Origin of the sequence: Sphingomicrobium aquimarinum (assembly GCF_039655735.1) — a bacterium.
Lineage (GTDB): Bacteria > Pseudomonadota > Alphaproteobacteria > Sphingomonadales > Sphingomonadaceae > Sphingomicrobium > Sphingomicrobium aquimarinum.
Map to the genome: position 1 here is coordinate 218,883 of NZ_JBBYXH010000002.1, position 19,529 is coordinate 238,411.

Annotated in this window: 19 protein-coding genes; 12 read left to right on the forward strand and 7 right to left on the reverse strand. The window is 66.8% G+C overall.

Annotated elements, in window-relative coordinates; genetic code table 11:
• Positions 1 to 3 precede the first annotated feature (3 nt).
• Positions 4 to 732, forward strand: a complete 729-nt coding sequence (locus tag WJS89_RS07195; RefSeq protein ID WP_346340266.1) for a class I SAM-dependent methyltransferase — start codon at positions 4 to 6, stop codon at positions 730 to 732.
• Here WJS89_RS07195 and rlmN read toward each other — a convergent pair.
• Positions 729 to 1,922 (reverse strand): dual-specificity RNA methyltransferase RlmN, encoded by a 1,194-nt coding sequence (rlmN, locus tag WJS89_RS07200; RefSeq protein ID WP_346340267.1) that lies wholly within the window; start codon positions 1,920 to 1,922, stop codon positions 729 to 731. The genes WJS89_RS07195 and rlmN overlap by 4 nt on opposite strands.
• A 43-nt stretch (positions 1,923 to 1,965) precedes the next feature.
• Complete coding sequence (locus WJS89_RS07205) at positions 1,966 to 2,439, reverse strand: invasion associated locus B family protein (protein ID WP_346340268.1); 474 nt, start codon at positions 2,437 to 2,439, stop codon at positions 1,966 to 1,968.
• A gap of 161 nt (positions 2,440 to 2,600) precedes the next feature.
• On the opposite strand from WJS89_RS07205, the gene WJS89_RS07210 reads away from it, so the two are divergent.
• From WJS89_RS07210 to WJS89_RS07235, 6 genes are all read left to right on the forward strand, one after another.
• Positions 2,601 to 3,971 (forward strand): glycosyl transferase family protein, encoded by a 1,371-nt coding sequence (locus WJS89_RS07210; protein ID WP_346340269.1) that lies wholly within the window; start codon positions 2,601 to 2,603, stop codon positions 3,969 to 3,971.
• The gene (locus tag WJS89_RS07215) at positions 3,968 to 5,173 is read left to right on the forward strand and encodes a hypothetical protein (RefSeq protein ID WP_346340270.1); all 1,206 of its coding nucleotides are present in this window, start codon (positions 3,968 to 3,970) and stop codon (positions 5,171 to 5,173) included. The genes WJS89_RS07210 and WJS89_RS07215 overlap by 4 nt, the downstream gene beginning before the upstream one ends.
• Positions 5,174 to 5,233: 60 nt before the next feature.
• Positions 5,234 to 6,145, forward strand: coding sequence for a sulfite exporter TauE/SafE family protein (locus tag WJS89_RS07220; protein WP_346340271.1), 912 nt, complete (start codon positions 5,234 to 5,236; stop codon positions 6,143 to 6,145).
• Entirely contained in the window at positions 6,142 to 6,894 is a 753-nt protein-coding gene (locus WJS89_RS07225) for a TIGR02186 family protein (protein ID WP_346340272.1), read from the forward strand. The genes WJS89_RS07220 and WJS89_RS07225 overlap by 4 nt, the downstream gene beginning before the upstream one ends.
• 84 nt (positions 6,895 to 6,978) lie before the next feature.
• Entirely contained in the window at positions 6,979 to 8,661 is a 1,683-nt protein-coding gene (locus WJS89_RS07230; RefSeq protein WP_346340273.1) for an ATP-binding protein, read from the forward strand.
• A 31-nt stretch (positions 8,662 to 8,692) separates the two neighbouring features.
• Complete coding sequence (locus WJS89_RS07235) at positions 8,693 to 9,565, forward strand: sterol desaturase family protein (RefSeq protein ID WP_346340274.1); 873 nt, start codon at positions 8,693 to 8,695, stop codon at positions 9,563 to 9,565.
• 71 nt (positions 9,566 to 9,636) lie between these two features.
• On the opposite strand, the gene WJS89_RS07240 is transcribed toward WJS89_RS07235, so the two are convergent.
• A complete protein-coding gene (locus tag WJS89_RS07240) occupies positions 9,637 to 10,968 on the reverse strand; it encodes a M23 family metallopeptidase (RefSeq protein WP_346340275.1) in 1,332 nt (443 codons plus the stop codon).
• 161 nt (positions 10,969 to 11,129) lie between these two features.
• Between WJS89_RS07240 and WJS89_RS07245 the strand changes: the two genes are divergently transcribed.
• The 4 genes from WJS89_RS07245 (at position 11,130) to WJS89_RS07260 (ending at position 15,306) form a co-directional block, all read left to right on the forward strand.
• The gene (locus WJS89_RS07245) at positions 11,130 to 13,673 is read left to right on the forward strand and encodes a helicase-related protein (RefSeq protein ID WP_346340276.1); all 2,544 of its coding nucleotides are present in this window, start codon (positions 11,130 to 11,132) and stop codon (positions 13,671 to 13,673) included.
• Between the two features lie 47 nt (positions 13,674 to 13,720).
• Complete coding sequence (locus tag WJS89_RS07250) at positions 13,721 to 13,969, forward strand: RNA-binding S4 domain-containing protein (RefSeq protein ID WP_431993857.1); 249 nt, start codon at positions 13,721 to 13,723, stop codon at positions 13,967 to 13,969.
• Positions 13,970 to 14,029: 60 nt separating this feature from the next.
• A complete protein-coding gene (gene fdxA, locus WJS89_RS07255; protein ID WP_346340277.1) occupies positions 14,030 to 14,368 on the forward strand; it encodes a ferredoxin FdxA in 339 nt (112 codons plus the stop codon).
• An 80-nt stretch (positions 14,369 to 14,448) separates the two neighbouring features.
• A complete protein-coding gene (locus tag WJS89_RS07260) occupies positions 14,449 to 15,306 on the forward strand; it encodes a MipA/OmpV family protein (RefSeq protein ID WP_346340278.1) in 858 nt (285 codons plus the stop codon).
• A 6-nt stretch (positions 15,307 to 15,312) separates the two neighbouring features.
• Here WJS89_RS07260 and WJS89_RS07265 read toward each other — a convergent pair whose 3' ends face one another.
• Genes WJS89_RS07265 through WJS89_RS07275 form a run of 3 tightly spaced genes read right to left on the reverse strand, consistent with a single transcriptional unit; the run spans position 15,313 to position 16,853 of the window.
• Entirely contained in the window at positions 15,313 to 15,612 is a 300-nt protein-coding gene (locus WJS89_RS07265; RefSeq protein WP_346340279.1) for a transcriptional regulator, read from the reverse strand.
• Entirely contained in the window at positions 15,605 to 16,060 is a 456-nt protein-coding gene (locus WJS89_RS07270; protein WP_346340280.1) for a hypothetical protein, read from the reverse strand. The genes WJS89_RS07265 and WJS89_RS07270 overlap by 8 nt, the downstream gene beginning before the upstream one ends.
• A 1-nt stretch (position 16,061) precedes the next feature.
• The gene (locus WJS89_RS07275) at positions 16,062 to 16,853 is read right to left on the reverse strand and encodes a CPBP family intramembrane glutamic endopeptidase (protein ID WP_346340281.1); all 792 of its coding nucleotides are present in this window, start codon (positions 16,851 to 16,853) and stop codon (positions 16,062 to 16,064) included.
• Between the two features lie 170 nt (positions 16,854 to 17,023).
• On the opposite strand from WJS89_RS07275, the gene WJS89_RS07280 reads away from it, so the two are divergent.
• Positions 17,024 to 17,353, forward strand: a complete 330-nt coding sequence (locus WJS89_RS07280; protein ID WP_346340282.1) for an EF-hand domain-containing protein — start codon at positions 17,024 to 17,026, stop codon at positions 17,351 to 17,353.
• An 85-nt stretch (positions 17,354 to 17,438) separates the two neighbouring features.
• Here WJS89_RS07280 and WJS89_RS07285 read toward each other — a convergent pair whose 3' ends face one another.
• A complete protein-coding gene (locus WJS89_RS07285; protein WP_346340283.1) occupies positions 17,439 to 19,469 on the reverse strand; it encodes an alpha/beta hydrolase family protein in 2,031 nt (676 codons plus the stop codon).
• Positions 19,470 to 19,529: the final 60 nt, after the last annotated feature.

A 19,529-nucleotide genomic window follows, 5' to 3' on the forward strand; every position in this document is an offset into this window, starting at 1 on the left:
CACATGGACCGCGCCGTTTTCGACCGCATGGCCGCGACCGACCAGGACCATTGGTGGTTCGAGGCGCGCCGCGACATCCTCGATACTTTCATCGCCCGCCGCGCCGCACTCCCGAAGGACGCCCGCATCCTCGAGGTCGGCGCGGGCACCGGCCACAATTTCCCGATGCTGCAAAAGCACGGTCGTATCGACGCGGTCGAACTCGACGAGCCCGCGCGCGTCCTCGCCAGCCAGCGCCTCGGCGCCCCCGTCGCCGACGCCGCGCTACCCGAACTTTCGGGCATCGACGACGGTGCCTACGACATGGTCGCGCTGCTCGACGTGCTCGAACATGTCGAGGACGACGCGAGCGCGCTCGACGGCCTGCACCGCGTCCTCAAACCCGGCGGCAAGCTGCTGCTGACGGTACCTGCCTATCAATGGATGTGGTCGCACCACGACGCGGCGCACCACCATTTCCGCCGCTATACCCGCAGCCGCCTCGACGGCCTGGCGACCCAGCATGGCTGGCGCCCGGTCCATGCCACCTATTTCAACAGCCACCTCTTCCCGCCGATCGCCGCCGCGCGGCTCGTCGGCAAGGTGACGAAGAGCGAGAGCGCCGACGACGCCGTCCCGCCCGCACCCGTCAACGGCCTTCTGCGCCGGATCTTCGGGGCCGAACGTGCCTGGATCGGCCGCGTCCCCATGCCCTTTGGCGTCTCGATTCTCGCGCTGTACGAAGCCGCTTAGGCTTCGGCCGCCGCCTCGCGGTCGCGCTGGGCGCGCGATTTCTTCTCGGCCGCCGTCTTCAATTGCCCGCAGGCCGCGTCGATATCCTGACCGCGCGGCGTACGCACGGGTGCGGAAATGCCGCCTTCGAACACGATATCGCTGAACCGCTTGACCCGTTCGGGCGTCGAACATTCGTACGGCGCACCCTCCCAGGGGTTGAAGGGGATGAGATTCACCTTCGCGGGGAGCTTGTAGTGCTTCAAGAGCCGGACAAGCTCGTGCGCATCCTCGTCGCTATCGTTCTTGTCCTTGAGCATCACATATTCGAACGTGATCCGCCGCGCATTGTTGGCGCCGGGATAGGCCGCGCAAGCCTCGAGCAGTTCCTCAATCCCATACTTCCGGTTCAAGGGCACGATCTCGTCGCGGATCTCCTTGGTGACCGCGTGGAGCGAGACCGCGAGATTGACGCCGATCTCTTCGCCGCAGCGCTCGATCATCGGCACCACGCCCGACGTCGACAGCGTGATCCGCCGCTTCGACAGGCCCAACCCGTCGCCGTCCATGACGATCTTCAGCGCCTGCCCGACATTGTCGAAATTGTAGAGCGGTTCGCCCATGCCCATCATGACGATGTTGGTCAGCAGGCGACCGTCGGGACGGCTCGGCCATTCGCCAAGCGTATCGCGCGCGAGCATCACCTGCCCGACGATCTCGTAGGGTTCGAGGTTGCGCACCAGCCGCATCGTGCCCGTGTGGCAAAAACGGCAATTGAGGGTGCATCCCACCTGGCTCGACACGCAGAGCGTCCCGCGGTCGGCGTCGGGGATGAAGACCATCTCGAAATCATGGCCGTCGTGCGTGCGCAGCAACCATTTGCGCGTGCCGTCGGTGGAGACCTGCTCCTCGACGACCTCGGGGCGGCGGATGGTGAACCGCTCCTCGAGCCAGGGGCGCTGCGCCTTGGCGATGTCGGTCATCTCGTCGAAGCGCGTCGCGCCGCGGTTGTAGATCCAGTGCCAGATCTGCTTGGAACGCAGCTTCGCCTGCTTCTCCGCCATCCCCGCTTCGGTCAGCGTCGTGCGCAGCGTGTCCTTGGACATCCCGACAAGATTGGTCCTGCCGCCGAAGTCGGGCGCATCGCGGCCTCCCGCAACCACGGGATCGACGTTGCCGGCGATCGGCATCAGATTTGTATCGGCGCTCATGAGTGATCGGCCATCTAGTTGATGGAGGTCGCTTTTTCCAGCCCTAACGCGTCCGACGTCCGGCGCATCCCGCTGCCGCCGCGTCGATCCCCGCCTGCACACCGCCCAGCGGGTAATAATCGGTGAAGCGCGCGCCCGTCGCCGAGCGCGCCGTCACCCGCATCTTCGCGCCCGTCCGGAGCGCCGCGACGATCGCACGCGTCGTCTTCGGGTCGGCGAAGGCGTCGTAACCCTCGCCTTCGAGGACGAAAGGCGTATCGTCGACCGCCAAGGTCACCGCCGCGCCCTCGCGTACCTGCCGTCGCAGCCCGACGTGCAGATAGGGGGCTCGCGCCTCGCGGAATGTGAACCGCATCATCGGCTGGCGATGGCGCTGACTGTCGGGCAGCACCCGCCACGCCCGGCCACGGGCCTCGCACCGCCCGTCGGCCAGGCGGAACGCCGCCCAGCGCTCGTCGCCCCCGAGGTGGACGGGTTGGCTCGCCAGCAGCAGCAGCGCGGTCGTCAGGGTCAACATGCGCGCCACGCTAGGTTAGCGCGATCTTCACCGCAAGAATCCCGCTGCGGCACAGGTTGTTCATCCGTTTCGGTTGCATTCGCATTCAGCCGCTGGCATCACTCGCCTTGCTCGGAAAAACGGCCTTGGGGGAGGCGCGTAGTGGTCCGGGGTATCCAGTCATGAGTGTGAGCGGCGTCCTGCCGACCATCGCGCAGGAGCTCGCGCTCTTTGCCGCGGTCGGCTTCTTCCTTTTCGCGATCGACGATTTCGTCGTCGACATCCTTTATTTCACCCGCCGCCTGTGGCGCTACGCCACGGTCTACCGCCGCTATCCGCGCGCGTTCGGGGACCGCATGACTCCGGCGCGCGAGCCCGGCTGGCTTGCCGTCTTCATTCCGGCCTGGGACGAGCATCGCGTCATCGCCGACATGCTCGCCTCCACGCTCTCGCGCTGGGGCAAGCGCGACTATCGCCTGTTCGTGGGCTATTATCCCAACGATCCGCGGACCGCCCGGGCCATCGCGAGCGTCGAGGATTATCGCGTGATCCCCGTCGAACTTCCTCACGACGGGCCGACGACCAAGGCGGACTGCCTCAACCACCTCTATCTCGCGCTGCTCGAGGAAGAACGCGAGCGCGGCAAGAGCGCCAAAGCGGTCATCCTCCACGACGCCGAGGATCTCGTGCACCCCTTCGAGCTGCCCTTGTTCGACATGCTCATCGAGAAAGCGGGCGCGGTGCAACTTCCCGTCGTTCCGCTCCTCGATCCGCGTTCGACGTTCATCGGCGGCCATTATTGCGACGAATTCGCCGAGAGCCATGGCAAGGAATTGGTCGTGCGCGAGGCTGTGGGGGCCGCCGTGCCGCTGGCGGGCGTCGCCTGCGCGATCGGGCGCGACCCCCTCGGCAAGATCGCCGCGCGCCAACAGGGCAAGCCGTTCGACGCCGACAGCCAGACCGAGGATTACGAACTGGGCCTGCGCATCGGGCAGACGGGCGAGCGCACCATCTTCGTGCGGATCCCCGCCATTCCCGGATCCGGCGACATGGTCGCCAGCCGCGGCCACTTTCCCGGCACCTTCAACGCCGCCGTGCGCCAGAAGGCGCGCTGGATCGGCGGCATCGCCTTTGCCGGATGGGATCGGCTCGGCTGGCAGGGTGGCTGGGGAGAGCGGTGGATGCGGCTGCGCGACCGTCGCGGACCGCTCGCCGCGCTCCTGCTGCTGACCGGCTATGCCGCACTGCTCCTCTGGACCCAGCTGTGGATCGCCGCCAAGCTCGGCGCGCCGGTCATGCCGGAAGTCAGCCCGGTGCTCGGCAGCTTGCTGGTCGCGAACGCCGTGCTCCTCACCTGGCGCGTTCTCATGCGCGCGCTTTTCACCACGATGACCTACGGCCCGATGCAGGGGCTGCTCTCGATCCCACGTCTGGTCGTCGGCAACGTCATCGCCATCTTCGCCTCGTGGCGCGCGCTGCGTCTTCATGTCGGCCGCCGCCCGCTGCAGTGGGACAAGACCGACCATGTCTTTCCCGCGGAGCACCAGGCATGAGCCCCGCGGTCCGCTTCCTCGCCTTCGTGATGGTCGGATGGGCAGGCGTGCGTTTCGTGGGGCCGCAGGTCGTCGACGCCAGCTGGCTCGACGGCCCGGACGATGGCGACGAGACGCGCGTCGTCGATGCCGCGCTGGACGCTCCCCGCGTCTCCATCCCACAGGATGCCGCCGACCCCGCCGCGACATCCGCCGATGGGGCCCCGATCATGACGCAGGCCGGATGGCCCGCTGGTGCGATCCTGACTCCCTATGGCATCCTGATGCCCTACGGCTCGGCCCCGCCTGCCGTCGGAAAATGGCCCGCCATGCCGCGATGGGCTGCCGCTCCGCCGCCGCAACCTCGCTACCGCCGACAGGTGATCGACGTGCCCGTCCCGCGTTACGTCCCGCAGCGCATTCCCTATCCCGTGATGGCGCAGGCGACCGCGCCGAGCGCGCCCCTCATCGGCTATTCGCTCGCCGACGGAACGCCCGTCTACGCCGACACGATCGCGCGCGCAGCGCCGCGTACTGCCGCCGCGCCGACCGTCCCCCCGCCGATCGCCGCCCCCGGCGCCGCGCCCTCGCGAAGCGCCGACCGCTGGCAGCTTTCGGCGTGGGCGTTCCTCCGCGAGGCACTGGGCGGCGCGGAAGCGGCGCCCGGCCTCGCCCCCGGCTCGATGCTCGGCGGCGACCAGATCGGCGCACGTTTGCTCTACAATCACAGCGAGAACTGGGGCCTTTCCGCCCGCGCTTCGAGCGCCGTCGGGTCGGTACGCGGCGACGAGGTCGCCTTCGGATTGCGCTACCGACCTTCGCCCGACGCGCCGCTCGCCTTCACCATCGAACGGCGCGAGGCCATCGGGGCGGGCGCCGCTGCCCGCTCGGCCTTCGCCGCTTTCGCTGAAACCGGCCTCTACGACCGATCGCTCGGCGCGTTTCGCCTCGATGCCTATGCGCAAGGCGGCGCCGTCGGGATCGAGAACCCGCAATGGTTCATCGACGGCGCGGCCACCGCCACCCGTCCGCTGTGGCGTTCGCTATCGGGCGGCGCGGGCGTCTGGGGCGCGGCACAACCGGGCGTTTCGCGTCTCGATATCGGTCCCCGCGTGTCGGTTCCGCTCGGCCCCGTCCGCGTCCACGCCGACTATCGTTACCGCCTCACCGGCAATGCCGCGCCCGACACCGGCGCCACCGTGACCGTGGCTGCCGATTTCTAGTCCAAAGAGGGCCTTCCTGCCTTCATTTCGCTGCACTGCAGCGCTACGGCTGGCGATGGAATGGACATCTACCTCCCCGTCGCCGAAATGGCCGTCAACGCGCTCGTCATCGTGGCGCTGGGCGGGCTGGTGGGCGTCCTGTCGGGCCTGTTCGGCGTCGGCGGCGGGTTCCTGACGACGCCGCTGCTCATCTTCTACGGGGTCCCGCCCACCGTGGCGGTCGCCTCTGCCACCACGCAGGTCACCGGCACGTCGGTTTCGGGCGCGGCCGCGCACATGCGCCGCGGCGGGGTCGATTTCCACATGGCGGGCGTGATGATCGTCGGCGGCATTCTCGGCAGCCTCTCGGGCGTCGTCATCTTCCGCCTTCTCCAGGCCTCTGGGCAGGTCGATCTGGTCATCGGCTTTCTCTACGTCCTCCTGTTGGGCGGCATCGGCAGCCTCATGCTTCGCGACGCTGCGGTCGCGCTGGGATGGATCGACCCGCCGACGCGCAAAGGCCCGCGACGCCGCCACCGCCGCTGGATCGCCGCGCTTCCCGGGCGCTGGCGCTTCTATGCATCGGGTCTTTACATCAGCCCCATCGCCCCTGCGCTCGTCGGCTACGGGGCGGGGGTGCTGACGGTGCTTTTGGGCGTCGGCGGCGGGTTCATCGTCATCCCCGCGATGATCTACATCCTCGGCATGGCCGCGCGCGTCGTCGTCGGCACCAGCCTCGTGATGATCCTCGCGGTCAGCGCGGTCACGACGCTCATTCATTCGCTCACCACGCAGGCGGTCGACATCGTCCTCGCCATCCTGCTCCTGCTCGGCAGTGTCATCGGCGCCCAATATGGCGCGGTCATCGCGCAGAAGGTGAAGCCCGACTATCTGCGCCTTGCGCTCGCGCTCATCATCATGGCGGTGGCGCTGCGGATGTTCCTCGGCCTCACCTACCGCCCCGACGACATTTTCACGGTCACCATCCTGTGACGCGCATCGCCGCCCTCGTCGCGCTCTGGCTTCTCTTCGTTGGCGCCGCGCCGACGCTCGTTCCCGACGTTTCCTCGCGCCGCGTCGAGATCCAGACCAGCTTCACGGGGGAGGAATTGCTTCTGTTCGGCGCGATCATCTACCCCGGCGACATGCCGGCCGGCGGCGCCGATGTCGCGGTCGTCCTGCGCGGCCCCGCCGACAGCATCCTCGTGCGCGAGAAGCAGAAGGTCGCCGGCGTCTGGGTCAATGCCGATTCGCAGTTGTTTCGTTCCGCCCCCGGCTTCTACGCCGTCGCCAGCAGCGCGCCCTTGGGCCGCCTCGTCGACGAGCGCACCGCCGCCATCTACGAATTGGGCCTCGCCAATCTCCAGCTCTCGCCCGGCGCCGGGCAGGATCCCGCAGGCGAGCGTCGCATCGAGCAGGGCTTCATCGAACGCATGAAGGAAGCGCAGCTCTACGCCGAATATCCGGACGGCATCGAGGTTACCGACGGCGTGCTCTACCGTGCCCGCATCGCCATCCCCAGCCGCGTTCCCGTGGGCGACTATACCGCCGAGACCTTCCTGATCGCCGATGGCCGCGTGCTAGCGGTCGCGACCCGCGACGTCGCCATCGGCAAGACCGGCTTCGAGCGCTTCGTCGCGCTCGCCGCCGAACGGCGCCAGTGGGAATATGGCCTCGCCGCCGTTGCCATCTCGCTGTTTCTCGGCTGGTTCGCCGCCTTCGTCTTCGCGCGCCGCTCGTAAAATGGAGCCAACCATAATCGATCGTTAACCGCTTTTTGCGACAGGAGAGGCTGAACAGCACCTCTTTGACAAGCGAAAGCGGCCATGACCGACCAACCCAACCTCAACGCCTTCCTCTCGGAACTGAAGACCTATGCGGACGGCGATACGCCTTCGCCCGAAGCCGCACCCTTCGACTCCGCCCCGATCGGACGGGTCACCGAGATCGCCGGCTCGGGCTCGGCCATCACCATCGATATCGAGCGGCTCCACGAACTTGCCGAGGAAGAGGATCCCGCGCTGCGCCTGTCGGGCCAGGTCGGTAGCCAGGTGAAGATGGCGCAGGGCAAAAACTGGCTGATCGCCAACGTGCGCGAAATGCGCGCGGGCGAGGGCAACAAGGTCATCGCAAAGGTCGATTTCCTCGGTGAGGGCAAGCGCGAGGAAGGCGGCCGCCTGTCGAGCTTCAAGCGCGGCGTCACCCGCTTCCCGATTCCCGGCGCCGAAGTGTTTCCCGTCACCACCGCCGACCTCAAGAGCGTGTTCGCCGCCGACAGCCGTCCGCACATCGAGATCGGCACCGTCTACCCGACCGACGACATTCGCGGCGCGCTCTACGTCGATCCCATGCTCAGCAAGCATTTCGCGATTCTCGGCTCGACCGGCACCGGCAAATCGACCTCGGTCGCGCTCATCCTGCACCGTATCTCGGAGCTTTCCCCCGAAGGTCACATCGTCATGATCGACCCGCACGGCGAATATTCGGCGGCCTTCAAGAACTACGGCGAGATCTTCAACGTCGACAATCTCCAGCTGCCCTACTGGCTGATGAATTTCGAGGAGCATTGCGAAGTGCTCCTCACCTCCGACGGCGCGGAGCGCCAGCGCGACGAGGACATTCTCGCAAAGTGCCTCCTCGAAGCGCGCAGCCGCAACAAGCTCGCCGCCGAATATGGCAAGGTCACGGTCGACAGCCCCATCCCCTATCTCCTGACCGACCTCAACCAAATCATCGTCGCCGAAATGGGCAACCTCGATCGCGCAGGCGAGGCAACGCCCTACAAGCGCATCAAGAACAAGCTCGACGAACTGCGCTCCGACCCGCGCTTCACCTTCATGTTCTCGGGCATGATGGTGTCCGACACCATGCCGCAGTTCATCGCCAAGATGTTCCGCCTGCCCGCCAACGGTCGCCCGATCAGTATCATCGACGTGTCGGGCGTCCCGTCCGAAGTGACCTCGACGGTGGTTTCGGTGCTGGCGCGCATGGTGTTCGACTATGCCATCTGGAGCCGTACCGAGGCGCTCCGCCCGCTGCTCCTCGTCTGCGAGGAAGCGCACCGTTACGTCCCCAAGGACGACAAGGGCGGCAAGGGCCAGTCGGTCCGCCGCATCCTCGAGCGGATCGCCAAGGAAGGGCGTAAATATGGCGTGTCGCTGGGGCTCATCACCCAGCGCCCGTCCGACCTTGCCGAAGGCGTGCTCTCGCAGTGCGGCACCATCCTCTCGATGCGTCTCAACAACGAGCGCGACCAGGACATGGTGCGCGCGGCCATGCCCGAAGGCGCGCGCGGCTTCCTCGATGCGATTCCCGCGCTCCGCAACCGAGAAGTCATCGTCTGCGGCGAGGGCGTGAATATCCCGATCCGCGTGTCCTTCGACACGCTCGAAGCGGAAAAACGCCCGGCCTCCTCGGACCCCAGCTTCGCCGAAATGTGGCGCGAGACAGGCGATGAGGAAGGCATCATCGGCCGCGTCGTCAAACGCTGGCGCGGTCACGGCAAGTAAGTCTTAACCCTTCCTCTCCACAGGTAGAGTCATGCTGATCGAAGGCGCTCTCGATTTCCTGCACCGGGTGTTCAACTCGGGCCTTGTCCTGTTCCTGATGCTGCTCTTCCTCACGATCGTGGAGATGCGGTTCGGGCGCGAAGACATGCCGATGAAGCGCCGTCTCGCGGGCGTGCCCTTCCAGCTCGTGCAGATGGCGGGCTTCATGCTGGTCGGCACGGCCTTCGTGGACTTCTACCGTTCGATCGGGATCACTCCGGTCGTCGACCTGTTCGCCTGGATGGGACCCTTCGTCGTCCTCGGCACCATCCTGTGGAAGGATTTCGTCGCCTATTGGTCGCACCGTATCGTCCACAGCTACTATCTGTGGCCGTTCCACGCGCCGCACCATGCGCCGACCTATCTGTCCGCGATCAACAATCACAACCACTGGACCGCGCCCATCCAGAACGGGATCATCGTCGCGCTCCCGCTCGCTTTCATCGAAGGGTCGGCGGGCCTGTTGTGGTGGATCATCGCGATCCGCCAGCTGCATGCGGCCTTCACCCATTCCAATGTCACCTTCGACATGGGGCCGCTGCGCTGGATCGTCATCGGGCCGGGCTTCCACCGGGTCCATCATTCGATGGAAGAAGAACATTTCGACAAGAATTTCGGCGCCATGTTCACCGTCTGGGACGTGATGTTCGGCACCGTCTACTGGCATGACGACGAATATCGTCCGCCCGTCGGCGTCAAGGACTTTCCCGAACCGACCTTCCGTCAATGGTGGTTCGCGCCTTTCACCTACTGGTGGCACCGTCTGCCCGGTGGCAAGCTGAACCCCGCGGTCGTCAAGGCGAAGGCGGAGTCCCAGCCGGCCGATGCGCCTCTCGGCGTCCCCTCGAGCACCGTCAACGCCTGACGCCGCTCGGCGCCGCAGAGCGCAGGCGCACACGGACGGTCATTCCGGATTCTACGTAGGAGCGACGCGCCTCAGGCCGTCGGCAGCTTTCGATACTGTTCGAGCCGCGCCTCGAAGCGCTTCATTTCCGCAGCGTCCAGCAGGGGCCGGCGGACCATCCGCACGTTGTTGGGATCGATCGGCTGGCCGTTCTGGCGGACCTCGTAGTGGAGGTGCGCGCCCGTCGACAGGCCGGTCGAGCCGACATAGCCGATGACCTCGCCCTGTCGCACCATCGTGCCCGGCGCGACCGCAATTCCCGACATGTGGCTATAGCTCGTGGACAGGCCGTCCTCGTGGGCGAGCCGCACCTGCTTGCCGTATCCGCCTGCCCAGCCGGCGCGCGCGACGCGTCCATCGGCGGCGGCGACGATCGGCGTGCCATGGCCCGCCGCGAAATCGATGCCCGCGTGCAACCGCTTGTAGCGAAGGATGGGGTGGCGCCGCATGCCGAAACCCGAGCTGATGCGCGCCGCCACGGGCCACATCATGCCTTCGGCCTCGCCGTCCATCGCGGTCGCGTCGAGCCAGTCGGCCTTGCCGCGCACCGTCCAGTTCATCAGCGTTACATCGTCGCCCGACGCGCGGTCGAGCGCCGCGTAGAGCAACGGCCCCGCCGCTTCCTCGCCGGCGGCGCTGCGCCGATGTTCGATGACGACATCGAACCAGTCGCCCGGCCCGACATCACCGACGTCAGCCTTGGAAGAAATCGCCTTGAGATAATCTTGCGCCGCGCGCGCGCTGATACCGGCCGAGCGCATCGCCCAGTAGAGGCCGCTGCCGGCGCGCCCGCGGATCCGCTTGGGGTCGGCGCGCACCGCGATCGGTTGGCGCGTCACGAGGAACCGATTGCCCTCGCGCTCCAGCGAGACGTCGAGATCGAACCGCGCGCGCAGCTTCAAATGCGTCAGCGGGCGACCACCATTGGCCCCCGCCTCGCCCAGCCGCACCGAGACGCTCGTACCCGCAGGCACCGCAACGCCGCTCGCGGCCTTGACCGCCGCGCTCGCCGCTTGCGCATCGCCCGCCGACACGCCGGCGCGGCGCAAGCTCTTCTCGAGCCCGCCATCCTCGCCGACCCGTGCGACCAGTTCGCGGAACGGTCGTTCGGGAACGTAGGCCAGGTGATGGACGCTCGCATCGGGCGCCATCCGCCGTCCCGAGAGGCGACCGCTCGTCCCCGCGCTCACACCCGCCGCGCCCAGCTCGGCGGCCATGTCGGACCCCGGCAACACCGGATCGCTCCCCGCGAACGCGGTCGAGATCGGCGCGACGCCGACCAGCGCTGCCAGCCCGATGGCGCCCAGCGACACCCCTGCGGTCACCCGCACGCGTCCCGAGATTTCCAGCGGTCTGAGCTTCACGATCATCCTTCCCCGACTCGGCGCGTCGCATGCGCGCGAGTCCTTGGCGTCCCCTATAGCCGATGAGATGGTTAAAAAGTGTAAATGTCAAAGGGATGGCCGTCGCGTGGCTCGGAAACGACAGACTTGCATCGCCGCCCCGCTGCCCTAACATCATGTCCATGACCCGCGCCGACAGCGGCCTCGTACGGGCCATCCTCGGGCCCACCAATACCGGCAAGACCCACTTGGCGATCGAGCGGATGTGCGCCCATTCCTCCGGCGTGATCGGCTTTCCGCTGCGTCTTCTCGCCCGCGAGGTCTACGACCGCGTGGTCAAGCTGAAGGGCGAGAAATCGGTGGCGCTGGTCACCGGCGAGGAGCGCATCGTCCCGCCGCAGGCGCGCTACGTTTTGTGTACGGCGGAATCGATGCCCATTCCGAACGCCGAAGCGCTCCCCGGGGACCCCGGCGACTTGCCGCGCGACTTCGCCTTCGCCGCCATCGACGAGGCGCAGCTCGGCATCGACCCCGAACGCGGCCATGTCTTCACCGACCGCATGCTCCATGCGCGCGGACGCGAGGAAACGCTCATCCTCGGCTCCGAAACATTGCGTCCCATCGTACGCGAACTCGTGCCGGAGGCCGAGATCGTCACCCGCCCCCGTTTCTCGACATTGACCTATGCGGGCACCACGAAATTGAACCGCCTGCCGCCCCGCGCCGCCATCGTCGCCTTCTCCGCCGAGCAGGTCTACGCGCTCGCCGAGATGCTCCGCCGCTTCAAGGGCGGTGCCGCGGTCGTCATGGGCGCGCTCTCGCCCGCCACCCGCAACGCGCAGGTCGAACTCTTCCAGCGCGGCGAGGTCGACTATCTCGTCGCCACCGACGCCATCGGCATGGGCCTCAACATGGACGTGAAGCACGTCGCTTTCGCGGGCCTCACCAAGTTCGACGGCCGCCGCACGCGCCGCCTCCACATCCCCGAAATGGCGCAGATCGCGGGTCGCGCGGGCCGCCACCAGACCGACGGCAGCTTCGGCACCCTGTCGCTGGGCGGCGAGAGCGCTCCCGAATTCACCGACGAGGAAATCCACGCGATCGAAGGGCACCACTTCCGCCCGCTCGACAATGTCTACTGGCGCAATCCCGACCTCGATTTCACCGATGTCCCCGCGCTGATCGCCAGCCTCGAGATCAAGCCCGACGAGGGCATGCTCCGCTCTGCCCCGCTGTCGATCGACCTCGCCGTCCTGAAGCAACTCGCCGAGGACCCCGCGATCGCCTCTGCATCGGGCGCCTGCGTCAAGCGACTCTGGTCCTGCTGCGGCCTGCCCGACTTCCGCAAGGTCGGTCCCCAGCACCACGCGCGCATGGTCCGCCGCATCTACAGCTATATCGGTGAAGGCGGGCATATCAGCCAGGACTGGTTCAATGCCGAGGTCAATCGCCTCGACCGTGTCCAGGGCGATATCGAAGCGCTCGCCGACCGCCTCGCGGGCATCCGCTCATGGGCCTACATCGCGCAGCGGTCCGACTGGCTCGACAATCCCTCGCGCTGGGCAGAGCGGACCCGCGAGGTCGAGGCCCGCCTGTCCGATGCGCTCCACAATGCGCTGACCCAGCGCTTCGTCGATCGCCGCACGTCGCTGCTCGTCCGCGACATCGGCGCCAAAGGGGCCGACGCGCTACCCGTCACCGTCGCGGCCGACGGCGAAGTGTCGGTGGGCCCCGAGCCGATCGGGCACCTTGCGGGCTTCGAGTTCATCGTCGACCCCACTGCCAAGGCGGGCGAGAAACGCCTGCTGCTCGCCGCCGCCGAACGGCGCTTGGGCGAAGAGCTCTCCCGCCGCGCGCAAAAGCTCATCGACGCCCCCGACACCGCTTTCACCCTGGTCGAGGAGAATGGCCGGATCGGCGTCGGCTGGGATGGCGTCCTTCTCGCAAGGCTCGCGCCCGGCCGCTCGCTCACCGAACCCGCCGTGCGCACCGTGCGCGCGCTCGACCGGCTCTCGGCTCCCCAGCGCGCCGCGCTTCGCGCCCGGCTCGAAAGCTGGGTTGACCGCCAGATCGAGCGCCATCTCGGCCCGCTCCGCCAGCTCGCGGACGCCGCGTCGGATTCCAAGATCGCAGGCAATGTCCGCGCCATCGCCGCCATGCTCGCCGATGCGGGCGGGGTGATGCCGCGCAAGGCGCTCGCGGGCGCGATCTCCAATCTGGAGAAGCCCGACCGCTCGCAACTTCACAAGCTTCGCGTCCGCCTCGGCCCCCTCGACGTGTTCATCGCGACGCTGCTGAAGCCCGCCGCCCAGCAATGGCGCGGCCTTCTGTTCGCCGTCCGCGAGGGCATTCCGCTCCCCGACATTCCGCCGCCCGGTGCCGCCATCCTCAAGGAGACGGTCGATCCGGCAGGCGCCCGTTTGGCCTTCCGCCGCCTCGACGACCAGTGGATCCGCATCGACATGGCCGACCGCCTCGCCGCCTTCGCGATGAAGGCCAAGGCGTCGGGGAGCGATCCGCTCGACGTCGCGCTCGCCACCTCGATCGGGCTCGACGACCGGCACGTCGCCCTCCTCATGCGCGATATCGGCTTCGCGCCGGGCAAGGCGGGCTACGAATGGAAGGGGCACCGCAGGAAAAAGCGGCGCGCCGACCCCAAGCGACGCGTCCGCGCCCCCAGACCCGGCAACGCCTTTGCCGACGCGCTCAAGGACTTCAAACGCTGAAGGACGACCAGCTCCGCATCGACACGCTGCTGTGCCGCTTACGGCTCGTGAAGACGCGCGGCGCCGCGCAGCGCCTCGTCGCCGAAGGACGCCTGCGCATCGACCGCGAGCGCATCCTCAAGCCCAGTCACTGCGTCGCCGCCGGATCGGTGCTGACCTTTCCCTTGCGCGGCGAGGTCCGCGTCCTCGAAATTCTCGATCTGCCCGAGCGGCGGGGCCCCCCGGCCGAAGCCCGCGCGCACTATCGATTGCTAGATGAAAATGCGAACCAATCGCAGGAGAAACTTGTCCGTTGACGACGCATTGGAGCCGCGTCTAGCCAATCGCCAACCATTCAAGTTTCAGGGAAGAAACACATGACCTACGTCGTCACCGAGGCCTGCATCAAATGCAAATATATGACCTGCGTCGAGGTCTGCCCGGTCGACTGTTTCTACGAGGGCGAGAACATGCTCGTCATCAATCCCAACGAATGTATCGATTGCGGCGTGTGCGAACCCGAATGTCCCGCCGAGGCGATCCTGCCCGATACCGAGGCCGGCCAGGAGAAATTCCTCGAGATCAACGCCAAATTCTCCGAGGAATGGCCCAACATCACGGTCGCCAAGGATCCGCCCGCCGATGCCGACAAGCACAAGGGCGAGGAAGACAAGTTCGAGAAATATTTCTCGCCCGAACCCGGCACCGGCGACTGATCCGCCAGCGTTCGGCACGTCGGGGGAACCCATCGCTCGTGTAGAACGCTTCACCCCCGGACCATTCGGGGATAGACCACATGAAACGCCTTTTCGTCGCCGCGCTGGCTATTGTTGTCGCGCCCGGTCTTGCCGTCGCTCAGCAGGAGGCCGGTCCCCCGTCGGGCCCGCCGCCCGAAGCGACCGAGGGCTTCGGCGACAGCGTGACGATCGGTGCGGGCATCGTCTATCTGCCCGATTACGAGGGCTCGGACGATTACCGCATCATTCCCGGCGCCGCCTTCCGCGCGCAGATCGGCGACATCTCGATCCAGTCGCGGGGGCTCAAGCTCTATGCCGACGTGCTTCCCAATACGTCGGGCAAGATCGGCTTCACCGCCGGCCCCATCGCGGGCGTGCGCTTCGGGCGCGGCGACAATGTGAAGGACCCGCTGGTCGCCCAACTCCCCGAGACCGAAACCGCCATCGAGGTCGGCGGTTTCGCGGGCGTACAGTTCAAGCAACTGACAAACCCCTACGACACGCTCACCGCGCAAGTCAGCGTCGTCCAAGACATCAACGGCGCGCACGGCAGTACGATCATCACCCCGTCGGTGGACTTCTCGACCCCTTTGTCGATCCGCAGTTTCGTCTCGCTCGGCGCCAGCATGGACATCGTCGGCGACGGCTTCGCCGACACCTATTTCGACGTCCCCGCCCTCGGTCCGACCCTCGTGCCCGCATTGCCGGCGTATGACGCGGACGGCGGCGTGAAGAGCTATTCGATCAATCTCGTCGGCGCCTATTCGCTCTCGGGCGACATCCGCCGCGGATGGGGCGTCTTCGGCCTCGTCTCGCGCAGTCAGCTTCTGGGGGATTTCGCCGACAGCCCCATCGTCAGCCAGGCCGGTTCGGCCGGCCAGTGGATCACCGGCGGCGGGATCGGTTACACCTTCTAGGCGGGTTCATTCCGCCGCGCGGCGTGCGCTCGCGACCAGTTCTTCCAACGCCGCCATATGCGCGGCGAACGCCTTGCGCCCCGTCGGCGTGAAGGCCGCCCAGGTGCGCTGCCTGCCGTCGGCCTTGGCTTTACGCAAACTGACGTACCCCGCGCCCGACAAGGCCGCGAGATGCTTGCTCATCACCGAATCGCTGACCTCGACGATCTCCGCGAGCCGCGCGAACTCGATGTCGCTGACTCGCGCGAGCACGGCGGCGATCTGCAGTCGCGCCGGCGCGTGGAGATGGAGATCCAGCTCAGCCATCGGACCGCGCGCGCGCCATGTCGGCATGGTAGAGCTTCTGCCACCAGATACTCAGGAGGGTCGATCCGACGAAGACCACCGCGGTCACGATCGGCACGATCGGCGACCAGTGGTTGGGGCCGTCTCCCGCAGCGAACAGGATTGCGAGCGCGCCCACGAACAGCGCGACGCTCGCCCACGTTGCGGGCCGTGCGGCAGACGAGGACCATCCATCGACGAACATGCCATACCGCCGACGATCATCATGGACGATCCACGACGTCGCGGCGATGGCGACTACGATCGTCGCGGCCATCGCGGCGACGGGCAGTCCCCAGGCGAGGACGAAGAGCGCCTGCACCAGGCCGAAAGCAGCGTGGCGCCACAACGGCCAGCCGGTCTGGCCGACCATCTTGCGATCGCTGCGCGAAACGAGATCGAGAGCAGCACGTGCATCGTCGTTTTCCATGTCACACTCCTTCCTTGAGGGCCTCGGAAGAGGCGGGGTCGGTCGGCGGGCTTGCGAAGCGCGTGGCCACCGCCGGACGGATTACCAGCGCCATCAGGTCGATCACTATATGGACGATGATCGGTTTCACCAACGATCCGCTCGAGAGATAGAGGTACGTCAGGAACGCGCCGACGAGCGTTGTCGCCACCACGCCAGCCCATCCCTGGTACCAGTGCATCAGCCCGAATGCCGCGCCCGCGATCCCGAGAGCGAGAAGAACCGAGCCCGTCGCCTTGAAGGCGAGGAGCGGCAGCGCGAGGCGGAAGAACAGTTCCTCGGTCACCCCCGCCGTCACGGACAAGGCTCCCGTATAGGGATATTCGCCGGCCTCGCGCGGCAGCAGGGGTTCGATGTCACCGACCACGGGCTGGCGCATCTTGCGGATCCGCATCCGCCAGATCGCAGCGGCGATCAGGGCGCCGACCGCGAAGCCCGCTGCCATCCCGACGAGGGTCCAGATGTCCGACGTGTCCGCCGCCGCCGCGCTGGCCTCCTGCAGTCCGAGCGTGGCAAAGGGCGTGGGGAACGTGCTCAACGCATCACTTTGTCCGAGCGCCATGAGAAGCGCCAGGCCGCCGATCCCGAAGACCAGCCAGCAGGTGACGATCCACCGCGCATAGAAGCGTCGCCGTTGGCGCGTAGTCCCGGCGGCCTTGAAGCGCGCATAATCCTGCTTGTCGCGCACCGTCATCCACCCGAGCGCGGCCAGCAGGACCAGAAGAACGACCAGCCACTTCATCGAACCATCCATCGCACACCTCACTTTCCAATGTGGAAAGCGTTACCCATCACTTTCCGGATTGGCAAGCGATAACTTTCCGTTCGGGAAAGTGAATGATGCTTTGGCGGCCGATACAGCTTCCAGTCAGCGTGGGATCGCTACTATCATGGAAAGATCGATCGAACCGAAAGGCCCGTGCCATGCTCTCCGTTACCCTTCTCCTCGCCGCCAGCACCGCGCAGCCGGTCGTCACGACCGACGTCCAACCCACAGCGCAGCAGCAGCGTGCGCTCAGGATGGGCGACATGCTGTTCGATCGCTCGGACAGCGACGGCGACGGTCAGCTGACCCGCGCGGAAATGGCCAAGACGCTGCGCATGGCGAGCCTCGTCGTGCGCGACAAGGAATTGAGTCAGGGCACGATGGACGAGCGCATCGACGCCGTTCTCGCCGAGCAGGACCGCGACAAGAACGGCAAGCTGAGCCGCGCCGAAATGCGCCGCCTGATCCTCTCGCGGATCGACAAATAGGCGCCCGCGCCAACCGAAACCGACGGCCGACGAAAAAGGGCGCCCCCGCAAGGAGGCGCCCTTTCGCGTTCAACGCGCCATGTGCCTATTCGAAGATCGAATCGGGCAGGGTCACGCGGCTCGGCGGCACCGCCGCGCGGCGATCGCCCGTCATCAGATAGGTGTCGAACCAGCGCATCATGCGCAGGTTGTAGTCGTACTGCGCGGCCGCGCGGCTGTTGCCATGGCCCTCGCCGGGGAACAGCACCATGCGCAGCGGCACGTCGGGCTTGCGCACCTTGATCGAGCGATAGAGCTCGAAGCTCTGGCTCGGGTCGACACGCGTATCTTCCGCACCGTGCATGATGAGAATGGGCGTGTTCGCCTTGTCGACATGATAGACGGGCGAGACCTCGAGCAGCCCCGTCCAGTCGTCCCACGGCCATTTGCGGCTGTGGACGTTGTACATCTCGTAGGGAATGTCGGTCGTGCCGAACTTGGAGACCTGGTTCGAGATGCCGACGAACATGACGCTGGCCGCATATTCGGCGCTGTCGTGCGTTGCGCCCCATGCGCTCGCATAGCCGCCGTAGCTGCCCCCGGTGATGCCGGTGCGGTCGCCGTCGGCGACCCCGTCCGCGACCAGCGCGCGCTTGGCGTCGACGAGGTCGGTGAATTCGGGGTCGGTGTAATTGCCCTGGTGCTGCTTGCTGAACGCGGTGCCGTAGCCCGTCGAGCCGCGATAGTTGGGCAGGAACACCGCATAGCCCTTGCCCGCCGCGACCTGTCCGGGGCCCGAATAATTGGTCACCCAACCGTTCGACTCATGCGCTTCGGGCCCGCCGTGCACGTCGAGGATCAGCGGCGCACCGCCCGCCGGCGCACCGCCCACCGGCATGACCAGCACACCCTCGATTTCCTGGCCGTCGCGCGCCGTATAGCGATAAGGCCGCTGTTCGCCGAAGGTGATCTCGCCCAGCCAGTCGTTCGAATTGGTCCAGCGCGTGAAGCTGTTGCGCGTCAGGCTGAACAATTCGTTCGGATGCGTGGGCGACGACGCGCGCACGACGATCGTGTTGCCCGCCGTCTCGATTCCACTGATCGCCAGTCCCGGCGCCTCGATCTCGCGATTGACGCTGCCGTTGGCATTATAGATGCGCACGGCGCTGTTCACACCCTTGTGGATGACCGCCGCAAGCTGGCCGTTGTCGAGCCAGGCCGCATCGACGGCCGCTTCCGCCGCGCCCGCGTTGAGCGCGCGATAGTCGCCGCTCGCCACGTCGACGAGATGCAGGGTCGTATCGGCGGGATCGTTCATGTCGACCCCCGCGATCATCGACAATTGGCGGCTGTCGGGCGAGAATTCGACATCGCCGACCTTGCCCGGCGTCTCGACCACCGCCGACACACGGCCCGTGCTCATGTCGATGATGTTGATCCGCTTCTTGGTATAGCTGTCGTCGACGTTGGGCGTAGGCGCGGTCGCGATGAGCGCGTAGCGTCCGTTCTCGCTGACATCCAGTTCGCTGACATAGCCCGGAACGTCATATTCAACGGGATTCATGTCCATCGCATCGCCGACATTGGCGCGGAAGACGCGATTGAGTTCGGCTTCTTCCTCGTAGACGATGGCATCGAAGCCTGCCTTGGATTCCTTGGCGCGCTGGGCGTCCGTTTCACTGCCGACCAGCATCATCACCGTGTTGCCCGCGCCCCAGACGAAGGAGCGCACGTCGGCGCCCTCGACGGCCGCGATCTTCTGCATCGCACCGCCACCGACGGGGATCGCCCACACGGCCGTCTTCTCGCCACTCGCGCGGTGGGTGAAGCCGAGCCAGTCTTCGTCCGGCGAGAAGGCGAGGCTGCCCGCGCTCACGCCCTGGGGAATGTAGGTCGTCGCCTGTCCCGGCGCGGTGGCGATCATGATCTGGCCGACGTAGCTGCCATTGTCCTCGCCGCCGAGGATGTCGGGGCGCCCGCCGGTCGAGAAAGCGACTTTTCCGTCGTCCGACACCGCCATCGAGCCCACGCTCTTGATGCGCGCCACATCCTCGGGCGTCATCGGGCGGGCGAGCGCGGGGCTCGCGACGATCATCGCGCCGAGCGCGGCGGCGGCGGTCCATTTGAAATGCTGCAAGGTATCTCTCCGTCAGATTGGCAGGGTCGCGCGGCACCGTAACGATTGGCCCCGCGATGT